This is a genomic window from Loktanella sp. R86503, from assembly GCF_042466455.1.
GTDB lineage: Bacteria > Pseudomonadota > Alphaproteobacteria > Rhodobacterales > Rhodobacteraceae > Loktanella.
The window spans coordinates 23,029-39,551 of record NZ_JAXHCI010000001.1 but is presented as its reverse complement, the minus strand read 5'-3'; the positions used below and the strand labels follow the sequence as shown (position 1 = coordinate 39,551).

Sequence of the window (16,523 nt, the reverse complement as noted above, 5' to 3'; positions counted from 1 at the left end):
CTGGGTCGCGAACTACTATGCAATCGGCGTCCACCTGTCCGGCTACCGGTGCCGTTCGTCACACTTTTCACTTGGATATCGGGGGACGCGGTCAATCGTCATTCAGATTAATGCGAACGCTTCACGTTGCACTTTCTGGATGCAAAGGGGCCTGTAACGCCATAATATTGCGAAGGTTTTCCAATACCTTCGGCGCCGGATCACATGATTTACGCGTCTCAAGACTGACATGGATCAGCAATTGGGTGCAACTTGCCATGACTGCGCCCGATCCGTTTTTCATCTCATGAAACAGCCGCACCTTCTTTCCTGCGCCTTCCAGAATTTGCGTGGACACAGTAATCGCATCACCAACGTGGCATTCGTTAATAAATTTCGTGTGCGTATCGACCGTGAAATAACTTAGTCTTGACGCAACGTAATTCGCATCCGCGCCAATCAGGCGCATCACCGTATCGGCAGCGTCGGACCAGACCTGACCATAGCGGCTTTCGTTCATATGCCCGTTATAATCGGACCAATCGACCGGAATGACGCGATCAACACTGATGATAGGCTTCGCCAAGTCAGGCGTCGCCGCCGCGCTAAGGCGTGTATCGTGTTCGTTCAGCAAGGCACCCGCGCCCCAGTTGCGGCCCTTTAGCGATCGCATCATGGATACCAGATTGTCGTCGCGAATACGCTCCAGCTCTCTGATGTTGTGACGGCCGGATTGCGCATCGGACTGACCTGCAATGGTCTGAACTAGTTCATCTGTCAATTCCGGCACATCGGTCAATTTCGTCCAAGGCCACTGCAGGCAGGGTCCGAATTGCGCGATGAAATGAGCCATTCCCGCTTCACCTCCGGCGACACGATAGGTTTCGAACAGACCCATCTGCCCCCAGCGCAAACCGAAACCAAATCGGATGGCGTCATCAATCTCTGCCGTGGTGGCAATCCCGTCCTTGACCAGCCACAGCGCCTCTCGCCAGACCGCTTCCAGCAAACGGTCCGCGATATGCGCATCGATTTCCTTGCGCACCGTCAACGGCTTCATACCGATTTGGGTCAGAATATCCGCGGCGCGCGCCGTTGCCTGATCGTTGCCAACCAATTCGACCAATGGCAGCAGATAAACCGGGTTGAACGGATGCGCGACAAAGATCTGGTCCGCGCGCAGCGCGCCTTGCTGCAGCTCTGACGGCTTGAAACCAGAGGTGGACGAGCCGATCAGCGCGTCTGCGCGGCAATGGGACTGTATCTCTTTTAATATCCGGTGTTTTATTTCAAGCCGCTCCGGCGCGCTTTCCTGTATCCAGTCTGCGTCTGTGACAGCCTCGGCCAAGGTCGGGACGAACCGGATCTGACCCTCAAGCGGCAAGGCCACGTCTGACAAGGCGGGCAAGGATCGCCGGGCGTTCGCCATTACGGCATCGATCTTGCGCGCCGCTTCCGGATCAGGGTCAAAAATTGCAACGTCCCATCCGGACAAGGCAAACCGCGCTGCCCAGCCCCCGCCAATCACACCGCCGCCAATAATCGCTGCAATCTTGTTCATTTCGGTGCTCGCTTCCTCAGGCCAAGTTTCGCACGGACCGCATCCGGCCCCATTAAGGTGCCGCCCATCGCGGTAATGATCCCCGCCGCGCGGCCAACAAGCGCTTCGTTCGTGGCCAGCTCACCTTTTGCCAGCCACAGGTTATCTTCTAACCCGACACGCACGTTGCCTCCCGCCAAAACGGCAGCCGCGACATAGGCCATCTGATCGCGTCCGATGGAAAAAGCCGACCAATGCCAATCATCCGGGACGTTGTTGACCATCGCCATGAATGTATTCAGATCATTCGGCGCGCCCCAGGGGACACCCATACACAGTTGCACCAGGGCAGGCGACGACAGCACGCCATCTTTGACCAATTGCCTAGCATACCAAAGATGACCGGTATCAAAGGCTTCAATCTCTGGCTTGACCCCCAGCTGTTCCATCCGGGCGCCCATCGCGGTCAACATGCCAGGCGTGTTGGTCATCACGTAGTCTGCCTCGGCGAAATTCATCGTACCGCAATCAAGGGTGCAGATTTCCGGCAGACAGTCCTCTATATGCACAAGGCGCTCTTCGGCGCTGACCATATCCGTTGCCGCATGCAGCGGCAGCGGGGCAGAGGGGGGCCCGAACACCATATCGCCACCCATGCCCGCAGTCAGGTTCAGCACCACATCAACATCGGCGTCACGGATCCGTTCGGTCAATTCGCGATAAAGCGCAAGATCACGCGACGGCACACCGGTGTCAGGATCGCGCACATGACAGTGAACAATGGAAGCCCCCGCCTTGGCCGCCGCAATCGCCGACGCAGCGATCTGTTCGGGACTGCGCGGCACATGCGGGGATCGGTCCTGGCTGCTGCCAGACCCCGTGACAGCGCAGGTAATGAAAACATCGCGGTTCATTTGCAGCGGCATAGGCGTTCCTTTCAAGTCATATTCAAATCCTATAAGTACAGCACATTCAGCGCTGTGCAGAAATAGACAGAAATATGCCTAAATGGACAATTAAACTGCCTGATGTGGTGCGTATCGACGTTCTACTATTTGACGGCTTTTCCAATCACTGTTTGGCCAACACGCTTGAACCTTACCGCGCAGCCAACACGATTATCGGGCGACACATTTATCAATGGCGGCTTTTTTCTTTGCCCGGCGGGCTGGTGCGATCGTCTAGCAACATGCTTGTCCAGACCGATCCGGCGACAGCAGATCAACCGCCCTGTGACTTCATAATGGTGACTTCCGGCTATAGACACAAAAAACTTAGCACTTCCGAAAACCTGTCAAAGCTGCGCGCGCTTTGCAGCAATGCCAGATGTGTCGTCGGGCTGGACACGGGGGCTTGGCTTCTGGCGGCGGCAGGCCAGCTTGACGGGCGAAAGGCCACAATTCATAGCGACGTCTTTGATAGCTTTACCGAAACATTCGCTCATATCGACGCGCGCAAGGACCGCTATATCATCGACCGCGACCGCATTACCTGCGGCGGTGCCATGGCGTCATTCGATCTGGCGCTTCACCTTATCGGACACCAATGCGGGGAAGGCGTAAGGCTGGATGTTGCCGCACTATTTCTGCACGAAACCAGTCAACCCTTCGGTGATATGGAGAAGGAGTCGATCCGTTCAAAGCTAGTTCTGCGTGCGCTTGTCATTATGGACCAGAACATCGAAGATCCGCTGACGATCCCCGACATGGCAGATCGCCTCGGAAGCTCGGTCAAGAACCTGCACCGCCGCTTTGTCGAAAACCTCGGCACTACGCCGGGCAAGGTCTATCGCTACAGGCGTCTGGTCGCCGTGCGCAGTCTTGTTGAAAATACAGATCTGTCCATGGCGGAAATTACAACGCGCTGCGGGTATGAAAACGCAAGTGCAATGACCCGCGCCTTTAAACAGCAGTTCGGAATCACACCGGTTGCCCTGCGCATTTCATCCGGCAATTGAAGCTCCAAAAAAGGGCGGCATTCAGCAACGGTTATGACGCCGGCAGATACAGATAATCAGGATCGAAAGCCGCGACCGCATATAGCGCCTCACGGTCCTGCACGATCAACTCTCCCTTGATGTAGGTGCAGCAGTTCGCTTCACGCAATGATCGCAGCACGCGGTTGATATGCACACCGCTTAACCCGCAGGCATCCCCGATATGCGGCTGCGACAGGTTCAGATGATAGCGGCCATCTACAGCTGCGCCGCCCGCATCCATCCGCGCAATCAGTTCCGCAAACAGGTTTGCGACCCGCTGCAGCGCCCGCATCGTGCCATTGCGCAGGGCCCAGTGCCGGTGGATCGCCGCATCGACAAGGGTCAGCGACCAGATTTGACGGGTAAACTCTGGATCGCCATCAATGATCGTTTTGACGCGGTCATGCGTGATGGCCGCCATCTGCACATCGGTAATGGCAATGATGTCATGGTCCAGCACCTTTAGCGGATAGGCATGCAGGTCGACAAAGTCGCCCGGCACCTGCAGGGCAACAAGGTGATGCCGCGCGCCATGCTTGCGGCCGACCTGTATCCGCCGGCCGACAATGCCGTCGATCAGTAACAGGCTGTGATCCAGCGGCTGCCCGCGCTCGCTGATCACCTCACCAGCGGCACAGTGGCGCAAGGTGGTGAAACCCGGCTCCAACTGTGCCCAGTGCGGCGCGGATAACTGGCGCATCATGCCGATCTGCGGCAGCGGCGTGTTTTTCTGTCTTTCAAGCATGTTCGCGTATGGGTGTCCCCAGCTTCAGCTCTATCGGCGGAAAGGTCACGTTAGGCACATCACTGCGACCCAAGCCGGCAATCGCCCGGGCATAGCTGGTTTCATAATTCCTGATCATATTGGCGACGGTATAGCGCTCCATGACCCGCTGGAAAGGCAAGGCCGGGTCAATCAGCATCGCGCGCCGCAGCGCTGTGGCCAAATCTGGCAGCCGGTCCGATGCGGCAAAAATACCGGCAGGCCCGATCACTTCTTTTGCGGCCCCGTTGTCAATCGCGGCGACCGGAAGCCCCGTCGCCATCGCCTCTATCGCCGCAAGGCCAAAGGGTTCTTCCCAGCAGGGCGTGAACAGCAGGACGGATGCCGCACCGTAAGCCGCAGCCAGATCGTAACCCTGCAAGTGCCCGCCATAGCGGATGGTATCATCTAGGAAAGGCCTGACGCTGCTATCGAAATAATCCGCATTCTCGATCGTACCATAAATTGTCAGCGGCACCCCGGCCATGCGGGCGGCCTGAACGGCCAGGTGGGTCCCCTTGGTTTCCGTAATCCGCCCAGCCCATATGGCAGAGCCATCACCGCCGGGCCGATAAGGCCACTGCGCGGTATCGATTCCGTTGTAGGCGACGGATGCCTCTACCGGATGGCCATCAGGCCACCAGATCCGCAATTGCCGATGAGAGGTCACTGTAAAACGCGACCACGGCGCTGCGCTTTCATGCACGGCCCGGCGCAGCGCATCGAAAGGTGGAATGTGCAGCGATGTCACCATTGGGATGCGATGCACCCGCGCCAAACGCGGCGGGTAGCGATGTAGCGAGTTGTTGTGGATGACATCGAATTTTCCGTCGATCAACGCCTGCGCCGCGCGGGCAAATCCGGCATCGACATGGGCATTCAAGGTGTCCGTGCCGTGATAGGCATGCCAAGGATACCGGCTGTCGTAATGCTCTGGCAAGATCGGGAACAGCTTGACGCCCTGAGGCAACGCATCCGCACTGTCGCCGCTGGCGAAAAGTGTCACATCGTGCCCGGCCTGTGCCAGCGCGGCAACAAGGTGCCAGGAATGCGCCTCCATCCCGCCCATGAATGGGGGCGCGATAGGGTGTCGCACATGGGATACAACCGCAATACGCATCATTCGGCCGCTACGCTGGCGGCGGCGTGCGCCGGATACAAAAGATCCTCCTCCGCCCGGTTCATGCGCGCCAGACGTTCCGCCATGGGTGCATCGGACGGGGCCAGCCCCTGCTGCATGCGCTGGCGATCTTCTAAAATGCGGATCACGCGGCCAGTGGCGGCATAGGGCATGTCTTTGCCTTGGCGGCACAGGGCAAAGTCCGCCTCATTGGGTTCGCGCAGGATGCGCAGGCCGGTGCGGCAATTCTCGATCAGGCCCATCATGCGAAAGGCATTCAGCCAATGTTCCATCGTGCGGTGGCCCCATTTGCTGGCGAAAAGCTCGCTATTGCGAATGACAGAGGCGACGTGATGGATCGGCGGCATGCAGTGATCGTGATACTGATGATACACCTTCGCCCCGCGCACCCACCAGATCGGCAAACCGATCTCTGCCAAAGTGCGGCCAAAGTCCGTATCCTCGCCGCCATATCCTTCAAAGCGTTCATCAAACCCGCCGGACCGGTCCCAATCAGCGCGGGACATGGCAAAATTCAGCGACCAGAAGCAGCGATAGTCATTGCAGGCGCGGCGCGCTTCGTCGGGCGGACCCTGGCGATCGGAATGACGCACTGCGACATCGTCAAAATCGGCATAGCGCCATCCTTCGGCCGCGGCGCCGTCCGGCAAATACATAACCTCGCCCATGTGCAGACCATCGGCTTCGGCCATCTGCGCCGCGTAATCGGCGACAAGGCGGGGCGCGGGAATGCAGTCTACATCCAGAAAAATCAGCATATCCCCCGCGGCTTCAGCAGCAACACGGTTACGCGCCCGGGCCAGCGGAAGGTTGTCGCCGCCGATCATGACCTGCCGGACAGGAAAGGATGTTGGTGGCAGATCGGTATAGGGATCGTCCTGCATCACCCCGATAATCAACTCTTGCGGCTGGCGGGTCTGGCGCGACAAACCTAGCACCACGTTGTGTAAATGCGCCGCGCGGCCGCGGGCCAGGGTCAGGACAGAAACGGGCGCATCGACGGCAGGCAAACGTGTGGTCATGTTCTTGCTCCTAAAATTTCAATTATGCTTCAGCCCGCGCGGGCGGACGGCTTTCAGTCGGGATGGGGGTCGCACCTTGCGGCCAAAGGCGCAGGATCAGATTTTCTAGCCAGGCAGCCGTCAGATTCGCGGCCCCTTCGGTCACGCAGGCACGCTGGCGGGCCGGGTCGTGACTGCCTCTTGCGGCAGCGATGGCCGCGCGCCATTGCTGGACGCTGGATGGCAGGCCCGGCACCGCGTGGGCGACCCCGGCTTTTTGCAGGACACGCGCCTTTTCGACCTGTTCATCGAAATAGCGCCACTCCGGCACGGCAACCCAGGGCTTACCCGCCGCCAACACATGTTGACACGTCGTGTTCCCTGTCGAGGCGACGATGCAATCGGCAGCTGCAATATAATCCGCAACATTGTCGACCCAGCCGTCATGGCGCAGGTTTGAAGGTTCGGTCGCGTGCCAGTCCCGCGCGATTTTGCCAACAGTCAGCCACAGACTGTCTGTCGCCGCACGCGCGCCAACCGCGATGGGCGCTGACGGAAACCCCGTACCGCCACCGCCCGACAGCACCAGAACCACATCCTTGTCGGGCTGGATTTCCAGCCGCTTTCGTGCGTCGGCACGGCTTTGCAAAGCGGTATCGACCCCAAGACCACCAGCGAAAAAGGTCTTTGCCCGCATCGCGTCGTCCCAGTCGTCCTGGGCCAGACAGGCAGCGCTTGGAACCAGAAGTCCCGCCGCACCGTCATAGGCTGCGCGGTGGCCGGGATCGGTCCGCTGTCCGTGCTGCAGCACCTTGACGTGGGGCACCGAACAGATCCGCGCCAGCTGGGCGACTTCAGCCGATACATCGGAAATCATCAGCGCAGGGTTCGCGGTCATGAACCAGGCCGCCATCGTGCCCATGGCCTGCCGGATGCCCGGCCACCCCAATGGCGCACAATGCAGCGTATCAGGCTGCGCGGTAAAATCCTGCGCAGCTTCGGCACCTGTCGGCTCGAACAGTGACGGGATCACCACGATTTCTACGCCCGCCCGCAGGGGCGGGAAAATATCATCACGGGCGCAAAAGATCGTCACAGGACGATGGGCCGGCAGCGCGTTGACGACTGCCGCACAACGTTCGGCATGACCGCGGCCCTGATGGTGCACAAAATAGCCAATCGGGGCCGCCGGAGTAAGTGCGCGTAGCGGGGCGGTCATGATGCCACCTGCAAAACCGGTGCGGCCGTTCGCAATCTTGGCTGGACCGCGCTTTTCGTTTCCGCCAGCCCGAAGGCAGCCAACCCTTCCAGCACACCTTCGGCGAAATCCGCGCGGGCATGATATAGCTGCGGCGATCCGCGCAGATCCGCGATTTCGGGTAGCGCGTTACCGACAACGATGCCCCGACCGCAGGCCAGCAACATATCGACATCGTTTCCGCTGTCGCCCGCAGCGATCACATCGGCGGCCGTCAGACCATAGCTTTGCGCAAGATAGGCAAGCGCCCTGCCTTTGCCGCCGCGCCGCGGCAGCACATCAATCAACCGCCCATGAGATAGAACAACCCGTGCTGTCATCCCGGCATCCCGCAACACAAAGCGCAGCCTGTCCGCGTCAGCGGCGTTGCCAAAACAGCCAAACTTCCAACGCCGCTGTTCAATATCGGACTGCCAGTCCATGCCCGCGGTATTGATGCAGTCGCGGATGATATCGGGGTTCCAGTCACGATCCAGCAATGCCGCATACCCTGCATCCAAGGTCCAGCCGCCTTTGGGCTGACTGCGGTGGATTTCTGTCCCGACCGCGGTGATAAACACATCGGGAACCGGCAAGGACCATTCGCGCAAAACCCGGCGCGCTTCAACGATGGACCGGCCTGTCGCCACTGCGAACAAGCCTGTCCGGCGCTGATGCCATGCTGCAAACCTGGCCGCGGCACGTGCCGATCCGGTCAGCGTATGATCGATATCACTTCCCAGAATATAGGCGGGGCGCCGCGGCGCGCGTTTGGGGGCAATCAGATCCGCACAGATTATAGCGACCTGATCGGCCCAGGCGGACCAGTCAAACAGGCTGATGTTGTCCAGCGCAGCCTGTGCATGTTGATCCCACGCATCTGCGTTAGTCAATAAATTCAACAAGCCCGCCTCGATCACGGCGGAATCTGTCGGATCAAGGGTTACGCCGTGACCGGTACGCGCCAGAATATCAAGCGGCCCCCCGCGATCACCTGCCACCACAGGCACGCCGTGACTTGCCGCTTCCAGCAGGGTTAGCCCGAATGGTTCATGGAACGCGAGGTTGACGAACAGCCCGCGCGTCCGGCGCGCCAAGGTGTAAAGCGATGCAATATCCTGTGGCGCGTGAGACGCCGGAAGCGAAACACGCCCCCGCAGATGCGGTGCTGATAAAATCGCGTTAAGATCTTGCCAGACGGCCGCCGTTTCATCGCTTTCGGTCACACCCGGACCATGCTGGCCTGCAACAATCACCAGATTGGCCCGTTCCTGCAATGCCGGACTGGCCGCATAGGTCCGGGCAAGTTGCTGCAGGTTTTTCCGCGCCACAGGCCGTGCTATTGCCAGGATCAGAGGACGATCAACCTGATCAAGGTCTTGGTCTAGCAGCACACGTGCCGCAGAGTCCGTTGCATGCAAACCGCTTGTCTGATCGACGCCCGGCCAGACACGGTGCACCTTGCCATCGACTTCCAGCCCATAGGCTGACACCTGACGTTCCGCCTCGTCCCGCGAAGAAACGACAATTGCGTCGGCCTTCAGCAACCCTGCGCCTTCCTGTGCAATCCGCGCAGACAGCAGCGGTCCGGCAGCCGTTTTCAGATGGGTCAGTTTGTCGATTGCCAGCGAATGCGGCGTATAGATGAATGGAATGCCAAAACGTTCCTTTGCAGCTGCCGCCATCAGGGCCGCATCGGCAAAATGGGCGTGGATCACATCCGGCCGCACCTCCAGCCCCGCGATCATATCCAGAAAGGCCACTTTCAAGTCCGTCAGTTCAGCGGCAAGCTTTTCCTTTGACAAATACGCATCGTTTATTGTGCGCAGCCGCCGGATGACGAATTTTTTACCGACCTTCTGATACAGCTTGGCGTGATCAAGCCCAAGCGACGGATCATCGAAAGCCCGCGTTACGATAGTTACAGAAGTCACATCGTCCCGCGCGGCCTGCGCCGTTGCGGCACCTAAGATATAGGCGATATGACCGCCCGTATCCTCGGTCAGACCATATTTCACGTGCGGGGCGGTCAGACAGCCGCCTAATGCCAGATGGAAAATGTTCATGTGCAATCCTCTTACGGATCGATAACGTCCCCCCCTCCCCCCGGTTCCAGCCGCATAAAGCAATGCCGCAAACTCTGCTGTCGGCGCTAATGTTTTATGCTAATGATTATCTAGGGTTGCATTGCAAACCGCTATGCAGACGTTAATATTTGTTAAGACCGAAAGATTGAATGCGATGCACCACGGGTCCGACTACCGCTATGTCTTCGTCTGCGGATTGCATCGGTCCGGCACGAGTCTGGTGTCTCGCATCGTTTCTGAATTCCCGGGCGCAGGTGCGATTTCACATGCCGCTGTGCCTGAAAACGAAGGCGCATATTTGCAAGGCGCAATCCCGCATCATGCGCGCAGCGGCATTCCCATGCACTTTGCCACTGATCCTGCCCAGCACATGACCGAAGACCATCCCCTCAACCGGTTGGACACCCGCATCCGCCTGGAACAGGACTGGTCGCCTTGGTATCCGCCGCAATGCCGGTGGCGCGTGGAAAAGTCACCAGTCAACCTGATCCGCATGCGGCTTTTGCAACAGTTATTTCCGATGGCCCATTTCATCGTCGTTCTGCGCCACCCGCAGGCCGTTGCGGCGGCTGTCGCCAAATGGGTCGACACCCCAGTCCCCGCGTTGATCGACCACTGGCTGGACGCTCATGATCTTGCCCTGACGGATATGTCCTATCTGCATGCCGTCACTGTCATCCGGTACGAAGATCTGGTGCGCCGTCCGGCGCAGGTCCGCGCCGGGCTGGCGGCCTTTCTGGATACAACCGCGCCGGACGGAACCAATGACGTCATTCGCGACGGAAACGCCGATTATCCCAACCCGCCAGATATGTCGGCCAACCAGGCCAGCCGTGCCGCGATCTGGGGATACGGCCCGCACTGCAACACCGATACGGCATGGCAATTTGCACCACGCCACCCCTTGCGCGATATCCGTGAAGGTGTCGCGCAAGCATATAGCAGCCAAGACTGATCCTGATACCAGCATAGGCGGCGGGGCTTGCACCGGTGCCTATGCTGCTTCATCCTTTTACAACAACCGCATCCGCTGTCCCTGATGCATCCTAGTGAATATGGAACCTGTGATATGGCGAAAATCCTGACCTCGCGGGTGGACAAGCTGTTATCATCAATGGGGTACGGCTCTCGTAACCAGATATCTGCCATGGGTAAGGCAGGTCAGCTTCGTCTGGACGGGGCACCGGTCCATGATGTCAGCAAGCGGATAGCCATCAGCGCCAATCTGCCGGACCGTTTGCAGATCGCCGGCGAACTGCTGGATCCGCTGCCCGGTGTCGTCATCCTGATGCACAAGCCGCTTGGCGCGACGTGTTCCCACAAAGAAGATGGCACCTTGGTTTATGATCTTCTTCCGCCGCGCTGGCGGCGGCGTAATCCACTGATCTCGTCGATTGGCCGGCTCGACAAGGAAACCTCCGGCCTTTTGCTGCTGACCGACGACGGCGATCTTCTGCACCGCCTGACCAGTCCGAAACACCACGTCAGCAAAACCTACCGTGTCCGCCTAGACCGCCCGCTGTCCGGCACAGAGGGTGAGCTGTTCGCATCCGGCAGCCTGATGCTGAACGGAGAGGAAAAGCCGCTGGAGCCTGCAGACCTTGTCGCCATGTCAGACAAAGAGGCGCTTTTGACCATTACCGAAGGACGCTACCATCAGGTCAGGCGCATGTTTGCGGCAGCGGGAAACCATGTGACGGACCTGCACCGCGAAAGTTTCGGCGCCCTGTCCTTGCCCGAAGATCTGGCAGCGGGTCAGTGGTCTGTCCTGTCTGCCGCGCAAGTCGCATTTATCACAGCCCAGTCGGCGTGATCGGTTTGGACAGCAGCAAAACACACAGCAAAACGTCGCTGCCCCGGCAGGCGAACTATACTTGATACCCACGCACCAAACCGCAAAGATTGCGCAGCAGCAGACGATGCTATGGCGGCCTGCCCGCCGCGCAGGTTATTCGCTACGATACGAGGGACACACCATGTACAGCGCAAACTGCCTTGCCGCCGCCCTGCGCGCAGCTTCGATTGAACAGGGCGACGCGCCGTTTGCGATTGACGCCGGCACCGGACAGGTCACGACCTATGACACGCTTTGGACAAAGGCAGAGGCGATGGCGGGTGCGCTGATTGCGCTTGGCGTGACACCCGGTGACCGGGTCGCGATGCAGGTTGAAAAGTCAGTCGCGGGTCTTGCCTGCTATCTTGGCACAGTGCTGGCCGGTGCGATACATCTTCCGTTGAACACCGGCTATCCCGCCGCAGAAGTATCCTATTTCCTGAACGACGCCGCCCCGCGCGTGTTTATCTGCGACCCGGCAAAGCTTGACATCATGACACCCGTGGCGCGGGACGCCGGGGTCAGTCACGTTCTGACACTGGATGCAAACGGCGCTGGCACCCTGCCCGATGCCGCCGCTACCGCAATCCCGCTGACGCAGGCTGTCGCACGGACAAAGGACGATCTGGCCGCATTTCTTTACACCTCTGGTACGACAGGGCGTAGCAAGGGCGCGATGCTGACTCATGGCAATCTGACGTCGAATGCGGCGACGTTGTGCGAACTGTGGCAATTCACAAATAAGGATGTGCTGATCCACGCCTTACCCGTGTTCCACACACACGGCCTGTTCGTGGCAATCAACGTCACGCTATTGGCCGGAAGCGCGATCATTCTGCACCCCAACTTTGACGCAGCCGCCGTTCTGGCAGATTTTCCGCGTGCGACCGCCTTGATGGGCGTGCCGACCTTTTACACCCGCCTGCTGGATCAGCCGGGATTGACGAAAACCGCCTGCGCCGGGATGCGCCTGTTTGTGTCCGGCTCTGCCCCGATGTTGCTGGATACGCATCTGAAATGGGAACAACGCACCGGACATACCGTGCTGGAACGCTATGGGATGACCGAAACCTGCATGAATACCTCGAACCCCTATACCGGACAGCGCAAACCGGGCACCGTGGGTCTGCCCCTGCCGGGCGTTGAACTGCGCCTTGCGAACCCTGACGGCACCCCGCCGACAAAGGGCGACCCCGCAGGTATCGAAGTGCGCGGCCCGAACCTGTTCAAGGGCTATTGGCAAATGCCGGAAAAAACCGCCGCCGATATGCGCGCCGACGGCTGGTTCATCACAGGCGATATCGGCCAGATCGACGATGACGGCTATGTCTCGATCGTAGGCCGGTCAAAGGACATTATCATCTCTGGTGGATACAACATCTATCCCAAGGAAATCGAAGGGGTGATCGACGACATCGCTGGCGTGGTGGAAAGCGCGGCCTTCGGCGTCCCGGACGCTGACTTTGGCGAAAGTGTTGCCGTCGCCGTTGTGCTGGAACCCGGCGCGCAGGTGACGCCGGATGGGATCAAACAAATGATTGCATCGCAACTGGCACCCTACAAACAACCTCGGCACATTCAAATCCTTGCCGCGCTACCGCGCAACACAATGGGCAAGGTCCAAAAGAACCAGCTGCGCGACACCTTTACAGCCTAGCAGGCGAATAATGCCCAAACCAGCCAGCGGCAGGTGAACGCGCTGCTTAGGCAAGGTGTATCGCCCCTACGCGCTGCACTGGCGGATAAGCGCTGATCTGGCAAATATAACACACTGTTTTAAAACGTTCATTTTGACGCCACCTGTGCCCCCGCATAGGGTGCCGCCATGATGAACACCACCTCGCGCACGACCTTATCCTATCTGTACTGGCCGCTTGTGGTTACCGCCCTTGGCCTTTGCGCCGGTGCCCTGCTGGGCTGGCAGGCCGAAGGGACGATGTCGGGCGTTGCCAGCTATTTCGTCATCTGCGCCGTGCTTGCGGTGCTGGAAATTTCGCTGTCCTTTGACAATGCGATCGTGAATGCGAACAAGCTGAAAAGCATGACGCCGATCTGGCGCCAGCGTTTTCTGACCTGGGGCATCATCATCGCAGTCTTTGGCATGCGCATCGTTTTTCCCCTATTGATTGTCGTGATCGCTGCCAAGATCGGCCCAATCGCCGCGATCAAACTTGCTGCGACCCAGCCCGATGATTACGCACGCATCATGCAAGGGGCGCACCTGCCCATCGCCGCTTTCGGCGGTACGTTTTTGATGATGGTTGCGCTTGGCTTTTTCTGCGATCCGGACAAAGACGTGCATTGGTTCGACTGGATCGAAAGCCGCCTTGCTGCCTCTGCCTCGATCAAGGGGCTGGAAGTCGCCTTTGTCCTGATCCTTCTGATCGGCTTTTCGCGCATGCTGCAACCCGCCGAATCCGATCTGTTTTTGCGATCCGGAATCTATGGTCTGCTAACATTTCTGCTGGTCGACACACTTGGCGCGGTGCTTGACCGCCCCAGCACCGCCGCAAAAACTGCTGCACAAGGCGGACTTGGCGCATTTCTATACCTCGAAGTGCTGGATGCATCGTTCTCCTTTGACGGTGTCATCGGTGCCTTTGCGCTAAGCCAGAACCTGTTTGTTATCGCCATCGGCCTTGGCATCGGCGCAATGTATGTGCGCGCCATGACCATCATGTTGGTGGAACGCGGCACGCTGGCGGAATATCGTTATCTAGAGCACGGCGCGTTCTATGCAATCCTGGCGCTGTCGATCATCATGTTCACACAGACCCTGGTTCACATCCCCGAAACCATCACCGGACTGGGCGGCGCGGTGTTGATCGGCCTGTCTCTTCTTGCATCGATGCGCTGGAACCGGTCGAACCCGGCCTAGGCGGCCGCCAAAATCGCCTTGATCTGATCCCCAAGAGAGATTGGATCGAACGGCTTCACGATCACATCCAGCGCACCTTTATCGATCAGTTCGCGCCGCTCGTGCGGCTGTGCCCGCGCGGTCATGAAAATGATCGGTGTATGCGCAAATCCGGGGACATCGCGAATGGCAGCCATCAGTTGCACACCGCTCATCTTTGGCAGCATCATGTCGAACAACATCGCATCGGGTTTGAACTCTGGTGCCAGACGCAACGCATCGGCCGCGTTTTCACACTGCAACAGCTCGAAACCGCCAGCCATTTCGATCGACATGGACGCAATTTCCAGAATATCGAGGTCATCCTCGACATGCAGCAGGCGGATGGTGTCAGACGTCATTCAGATGTGCCTCCGGCGGATCGGATCAGTTTGACCGGTGCGGCCTTGTTAGCGGCCTTTGGAAACACCACAGTCACAGTCGTCCCCTGCCCTTCTATACTCGTTAACTCTACCGTGCCGTTATGGCTTTCGATAATGCTCTTCACAATGCTCAATCCAAGCCCGGTGCCACCGGACCTGGCCCGCGCGGATTTACCGACTTGTGTAAAGCGGTCAAAGATACGTTCCACAGCGCCAGCAGGGATGCCGACACCGCGGTCCACAACACTGATGGCAAAGCTTTTGGACCGGCGTTCAAGTTTCACGTCAATCTGCGCCCCGGTTGACGAAAACTTGCAGGCGTTGGAAATCAGATTCGACAAGACCTGATGAATCCGGTCTGCATCAAAATGCGCCCAGGCTGGGGCGCCGTCCGCTTTGAGGTTTATTGATACATCGAACCGGCTGGCAAAGCCTTCGTTGGCTGTCACGGCCTCTTTCACGGTTTGCGTTAAATCGCGCCGCGCCATGTCGTAATCCATCTGCCCGGCGGCCATCTTTTCCAGATCCAGAATGTCATTCACGATCAGAACCAGCCGGTCGGCGTTGCGATAGGCGATGTCCAGCAAATCGCTGGTCTTTTTCGTCAGCTCGCCCGCTGCACCTGACCGGATCAGACCCAGCGCGCCTTTGATCGATGTCAGCGGGGTGCGCAGTTCGTGGCTGACTGTGGCAACCAATTCGTCTTTTGTACGGGCAATCGCCACCGATTCCGTCTGGTCCCGCAGAACCACATACAATCGCGGCTGCATTCCAGCCGCTTCGATCAATTGCACCTCGGCCAGATAGGGCACATCGCGATAGCTGGCAGGAAACGAAAACTCTGTGATCTCTTTGGCTTTTAGCGCCGCAACCTGCCGCTGCACCAGACAACGATCATACAGCATATCGACCGCGAAAATGCGAATTTCCGCCAGCTGCAACCGGTTCCAATTGAACATCTTGGCCGCTGCATCATTGGCAAACACCAGATTGTAGGTATCGAGGCAGACCATAAACAACGGCTCTGACAGCAGGTTCAAACTGGTCATCGCATCGCGTGCCGCTGTTGATACCTTTTGGGCGCTGATATCGGAATGAACGCGCAGACTGCCGCGGTATTGGCCCGATTTGCTGACAAGCGGCACACAGGTCATGCGGGTCCACAGCACCCGGCCATCTTTGCCGGTGATGCGCGTCTCTCCTGTCCATTTGCTGCCGCGCTTCATATCCGCTTCGACTTCGGCATATGTCGCGGCATCGGCAACGTGGTGCAGCAAGCTTAGCGGATGCCCCATCAGATCGCTGCGGTCATATCCGGTCAGCTGCAACAACCGTTCATTCGCAAAACTGATCTTGCCGTCCTGATCGGCGCGCAGCACGATAGCATGCGCCTCCAACGCCGAGGCATCAACCGATGGCACCTGCGCCGACGCATCACCGCGCCGCCAAATAAAGGCAGCAGCCAGTGCCGCGACGCAAGCCGCTAAACTGATCCGGTCCAATGGCCAGGCGCGCCAGATGAAAATACCGCTGCATACAGCAATGAAACTCTGCAGACCTAACCTTGGATACCTGATGAAATCGCGCATTAAAAAGTCCGACGATAAAGGATGTTAGCAAGTAAGAGAAAGCGAAGCCGTTTTAATAATATTTAATAGAGTTATAACCGGTTTAAGGCGAGTTT

The 16,523-nt window shown here is 58.6% G+C and carries 14 protein-coding genes; 5 read left to right on the top strand and 9 right to left on the bottom strand.

All coding sequences use genetic code 11. The annotated features are described in order from the left end of the window. Positions 1-121: 121 nt before the first annotated feature. Both SJY10_RS00170 and SJY10_RS00165 read right to left on the bottom strand, forming a co-directional pair. A complete protein-coding gene (locus tag SJY10_RS00170) occupies positions 122-1,540 on the bottom strand; it encodes a carnitine 3-dehydrogenase (protein ID WP_386679008.1) in 1,419 nt (472 codons plus the stop codon). Continuing rightward, entirely contained in the window at positions 1,537-2,445 is a 909-nt protein-coding gene (locus SJY10_RS00165; protein WP_386679007.1) for a 3-keto-5-aminohexanoate cleavage protein, read from the bottom strand. The genes SJY10_RS00170 and SJY10_RS00165 overlap by 4 nt, the downstream gene beginning before the upstream one ends. A gap of 74 nt (positions 2,446-2,519) precedes the next feature. On the opposite strand from SJY10_RS00165, the gene SJY10_RS00160 reads away from it, so the two are divergent. Continuing rightward, on the top strand, positions 2,520-3,476 hold the full coding sequence (locus tag SJY10_RS00160) for a GlxA family transcriptional regulator (protein WP_386679006.1): 957 nt from the start codon (positions 2,520-2,522) through the stop codon (positions 3,474-3,476). Between the two features lie 31 nt (positions 3,477-3,507). On the opposite strand, the gene SJY10_RS00155 is transcribed toward SJY10_RS00160, so the two are convergent. Genes SJY10_RS00155 through SJY10_RS00135 form a run of 5 tightly spaced genes read right to left on the bottom strand, consistent with a single transcriptional unit; the run spans position 3,508 to position 9,705 of the window. After that, positions 3,508-4,242: a Crp/Fnr family transcriptional regulator gene (locus tag SJY10_RS00155; protein ID WP_386679005.1), complete on the bottom strand. Its 735-nt coding sequence runs from the start codon at positions 4,240-4,242 to the stop codon at positions 3,508-3,510. After that, a complete protein-coding gene (locus tag SJY10_RS00150) occupies positions 4,235-5,383 on the bottom strand; it encodes a glycosyltransferase (protein WP_386679004.1) in 1,149 nt (382 codons plus the stop codon). The genes SJY10_RS00155 and SJY10_RS00150 overlap by 8 nt, the downstream gene beginning before the upstream one ends. After that, positions 5,380-6,423, bottom strand: a complete 1,044-nt coding sequence (locus SJY10_RS00145) for a glycosyltransferase family 2 protein (protein ID WP_386679003.1) — start codon at positions 6,421-6,423, stop codon at positions 5,380-5,382. The genes SJY10_RS00150 and SJY10_RS00145 overlap by 4 nt, the downstream gene beginning before the upstream one ends. Before the next feature lie 22 nt (positions 6,424-6,445). Next, entirely contained in the window at positions 6,446-7,621 is a 1,176-nt protein-coding gene (locus tag SJY10_RS00140; protein WP_386679002.1) for a glycosyltransferase, read from the bottom strand. Beyond that, on the bottom strand, positions 7,618-9,705 hold the full coding sequence (locus SJY10_RS00135; RefSeq protein ID WP_386679001.1) for an HAD-IIB family hydrolase: 2,088 nt from the start codon (positions 9,703-9,705) through the stop codon (positions 7,618-7,620). Before SJY10_RS00135 ends, SJY10_RS00140 begins: the two co-directional genes overlap by 4 nt. Positions 9,706-9,880: 175 nt before the next feature. Between SJY10_RS00135 and SJY10_RS00130 the strand changes: the two genes are divergently transcribed. The 4 genes from SJY10_RS00130 to SJY10_RS00115 all read left to right on the top strand — a co-directional run bounded on the left by SJY10_RS00130 (position 9,881) and on the right by SJY10_RS00115 (position 14,438). Further along, complete coding sequence (locus SJY10_RS00130; protein ID WP_386679000.1) at positions 9,881-10,681, top strand: sulfotransferase family protein; 801 nt, start codon at positions 9,881-9,883, stop codon at positions 10,679-10,681. Positions 10,682-10,795: 114 nt separating this feature from the next. Then, positions 10,796-11,539 (top strand): pseudouridine synthase, encoded by a 744-nt coding sequence (locus SJY10_RS00125; RefSeq protein WP_386678999.1) that lies wholly within the window; start codon positions 10,796-10,798, stop codon positions 11,537-11,539. Positions 11,540-11,702: 163 nt separating this feature from the next. Further along, positions 11,703-13,217, top strand: a complete 1,515-nt coding sequence (locus tag SJY10_RS00120; protein ID WP_386678998.1) for an AMP-binding protein — start codon at positions 11,703-11,705, stop codon at positions 13,215-13,217. A gap of 168 nt (positions 13,218-13,385) precedes the next feature. Next, entirely contained in the window at positions 13,386-14,438 is a 1,053-nt protein-coding gene (locus SJY10_RS00115) for a DUF475 domain-containing protein (protein ID WP_386678997.1), read from the top strand. Here the strand turns inward: SJY10_RS00115 and SJY10_RS00110 are convergent. Together SJY10_RS00110 and SJY10_RS00105 are read right to left on the bottom strand one after the other, a co-directional pair. Beyond that, a complete protein-coding gene (locus SJY10_RS00110; protein ID WP_386678996.1) occupies positions 14,435-14,818 on the bottom strand; it encodes a response regulator in 384 nt (127 codons plus the stop codon). The two genes, SJY10_RS00115 and SJY10_RS00110, sit on opposite strands and share 4 nt — an antisense overlap. After that, entirely contained in the window at positions 14,815-16,428 is a 1,614-nt protein-coding gene (locus SJY10_RS00105; RefSeq protein WP_386678995.1) for an ATP-binding protein, read from the bottom strand. The genes SJY10_RS00110 and SJY10_RS00105 overlap by 4 nt, the downstream gene beginning before the upstream one ends. Positions 16,429-16,523: the final 95 nt, after the last annotated feature.

Bases quoted from the DNA above. Each gene is read 5' to 3' on its own strand.
- SJY10_RS00170 (WP_386679008.1), bottom strand. From the start codon at position 1,540: ATGAACAAGATTGCAGCGATTATTGGCGGCGGTGTGATTGGCGGGGGC.
- SJY10_RS00165 (WP_386679007.1), bottom strand. From the start codon at position 2,445: ATGCCGCTGCAAATGAACCGCGATGTTTTCATTACCTGCGCTGTCACG.
- SJY10_RS00160 (WP_386679006.1), top strand. From the start codon at position 2,520: ATGCCTAAATGGACAATTAAACTGCCTGATGTGGTGCGTATCGACGTT.
- SJY10_RS00155 (WP_386679005.1), bottom strand. From the start codon at position 4,242: ATGCTTGAAAGACAGAAAAACACGCCGCTGCCGCAGATCGGCATGATG.
- SJY10_RS00150 (WP_386679004.1), bottom strand. From the start codon at position 5,383: ATGATGCGTATTGCGGTTGTATCCCATGTGCGACACCCTATCGCGCCC.
- SJY10_RS00145 (WP_386679003.1), bottom strand. From the start codon at position 6,423: ATGACCACACGTTTGCCTGCCGTCGATGCGCCCGTTTCTGTCCTGACC.
- SJY10_RS00140 (WP_386679002.1), bottom strand. From the start codon at position 7,621: ATGACCGCCCCGCTACGCGCACTTACTCCGGCGGCCCCGATTGGCTAT.
- SJY10_RS00135 (WP_386679001.1), bottom strand. From the start codon at position 9,705: ATGAACATTTTCCATCTGGCATTAGGCGGCTGTCTGACCGCCCCGCAC.
- SJY10_RS00130 (WP_386679000.1), top strand. From the start codon at position 9,881: ATGCACCACGGGTCCGACTACCGCTATGTCTTCGTCTGCGGATTGCAT.
- SJY10_RS00125 (WP_386678999.1), top strand. From the start codon at position 10,796: ATGGCGAAAATCCTGACCTCGCGGGTGGACAAGCTGTTATCATCAATG.
- SJY10_RS00120 (WP_386678998.1), top strand. From the start codon at position 11,703: ATGTACAGCGCAAACTGCCTTGCCGCCGCCCTGCGCGCAGCTTCGATT.
- SJY10_RS00115 (WP_386678997.1), top strand. From the start codon at position 13,386: ATGATGAACACCACCTCGCGCACGACCTTATCCTATCTGTACTGGCCG.
- SJY10_RS00110 (WP_386678996.1), bottom strand. From the start codon at position 14,818: ATGACGTCTGACACCATCCGCCTGCTGCATGTCGAGGATGACCTCGAT.
- SJY10_RS00105 (WP_386678995.1), bottom strand. From the start codon at position 16,428: ATGCGCGATTTCATCAGGTATCCAAGGTTAGGTCTGCAGAGTTTCATT.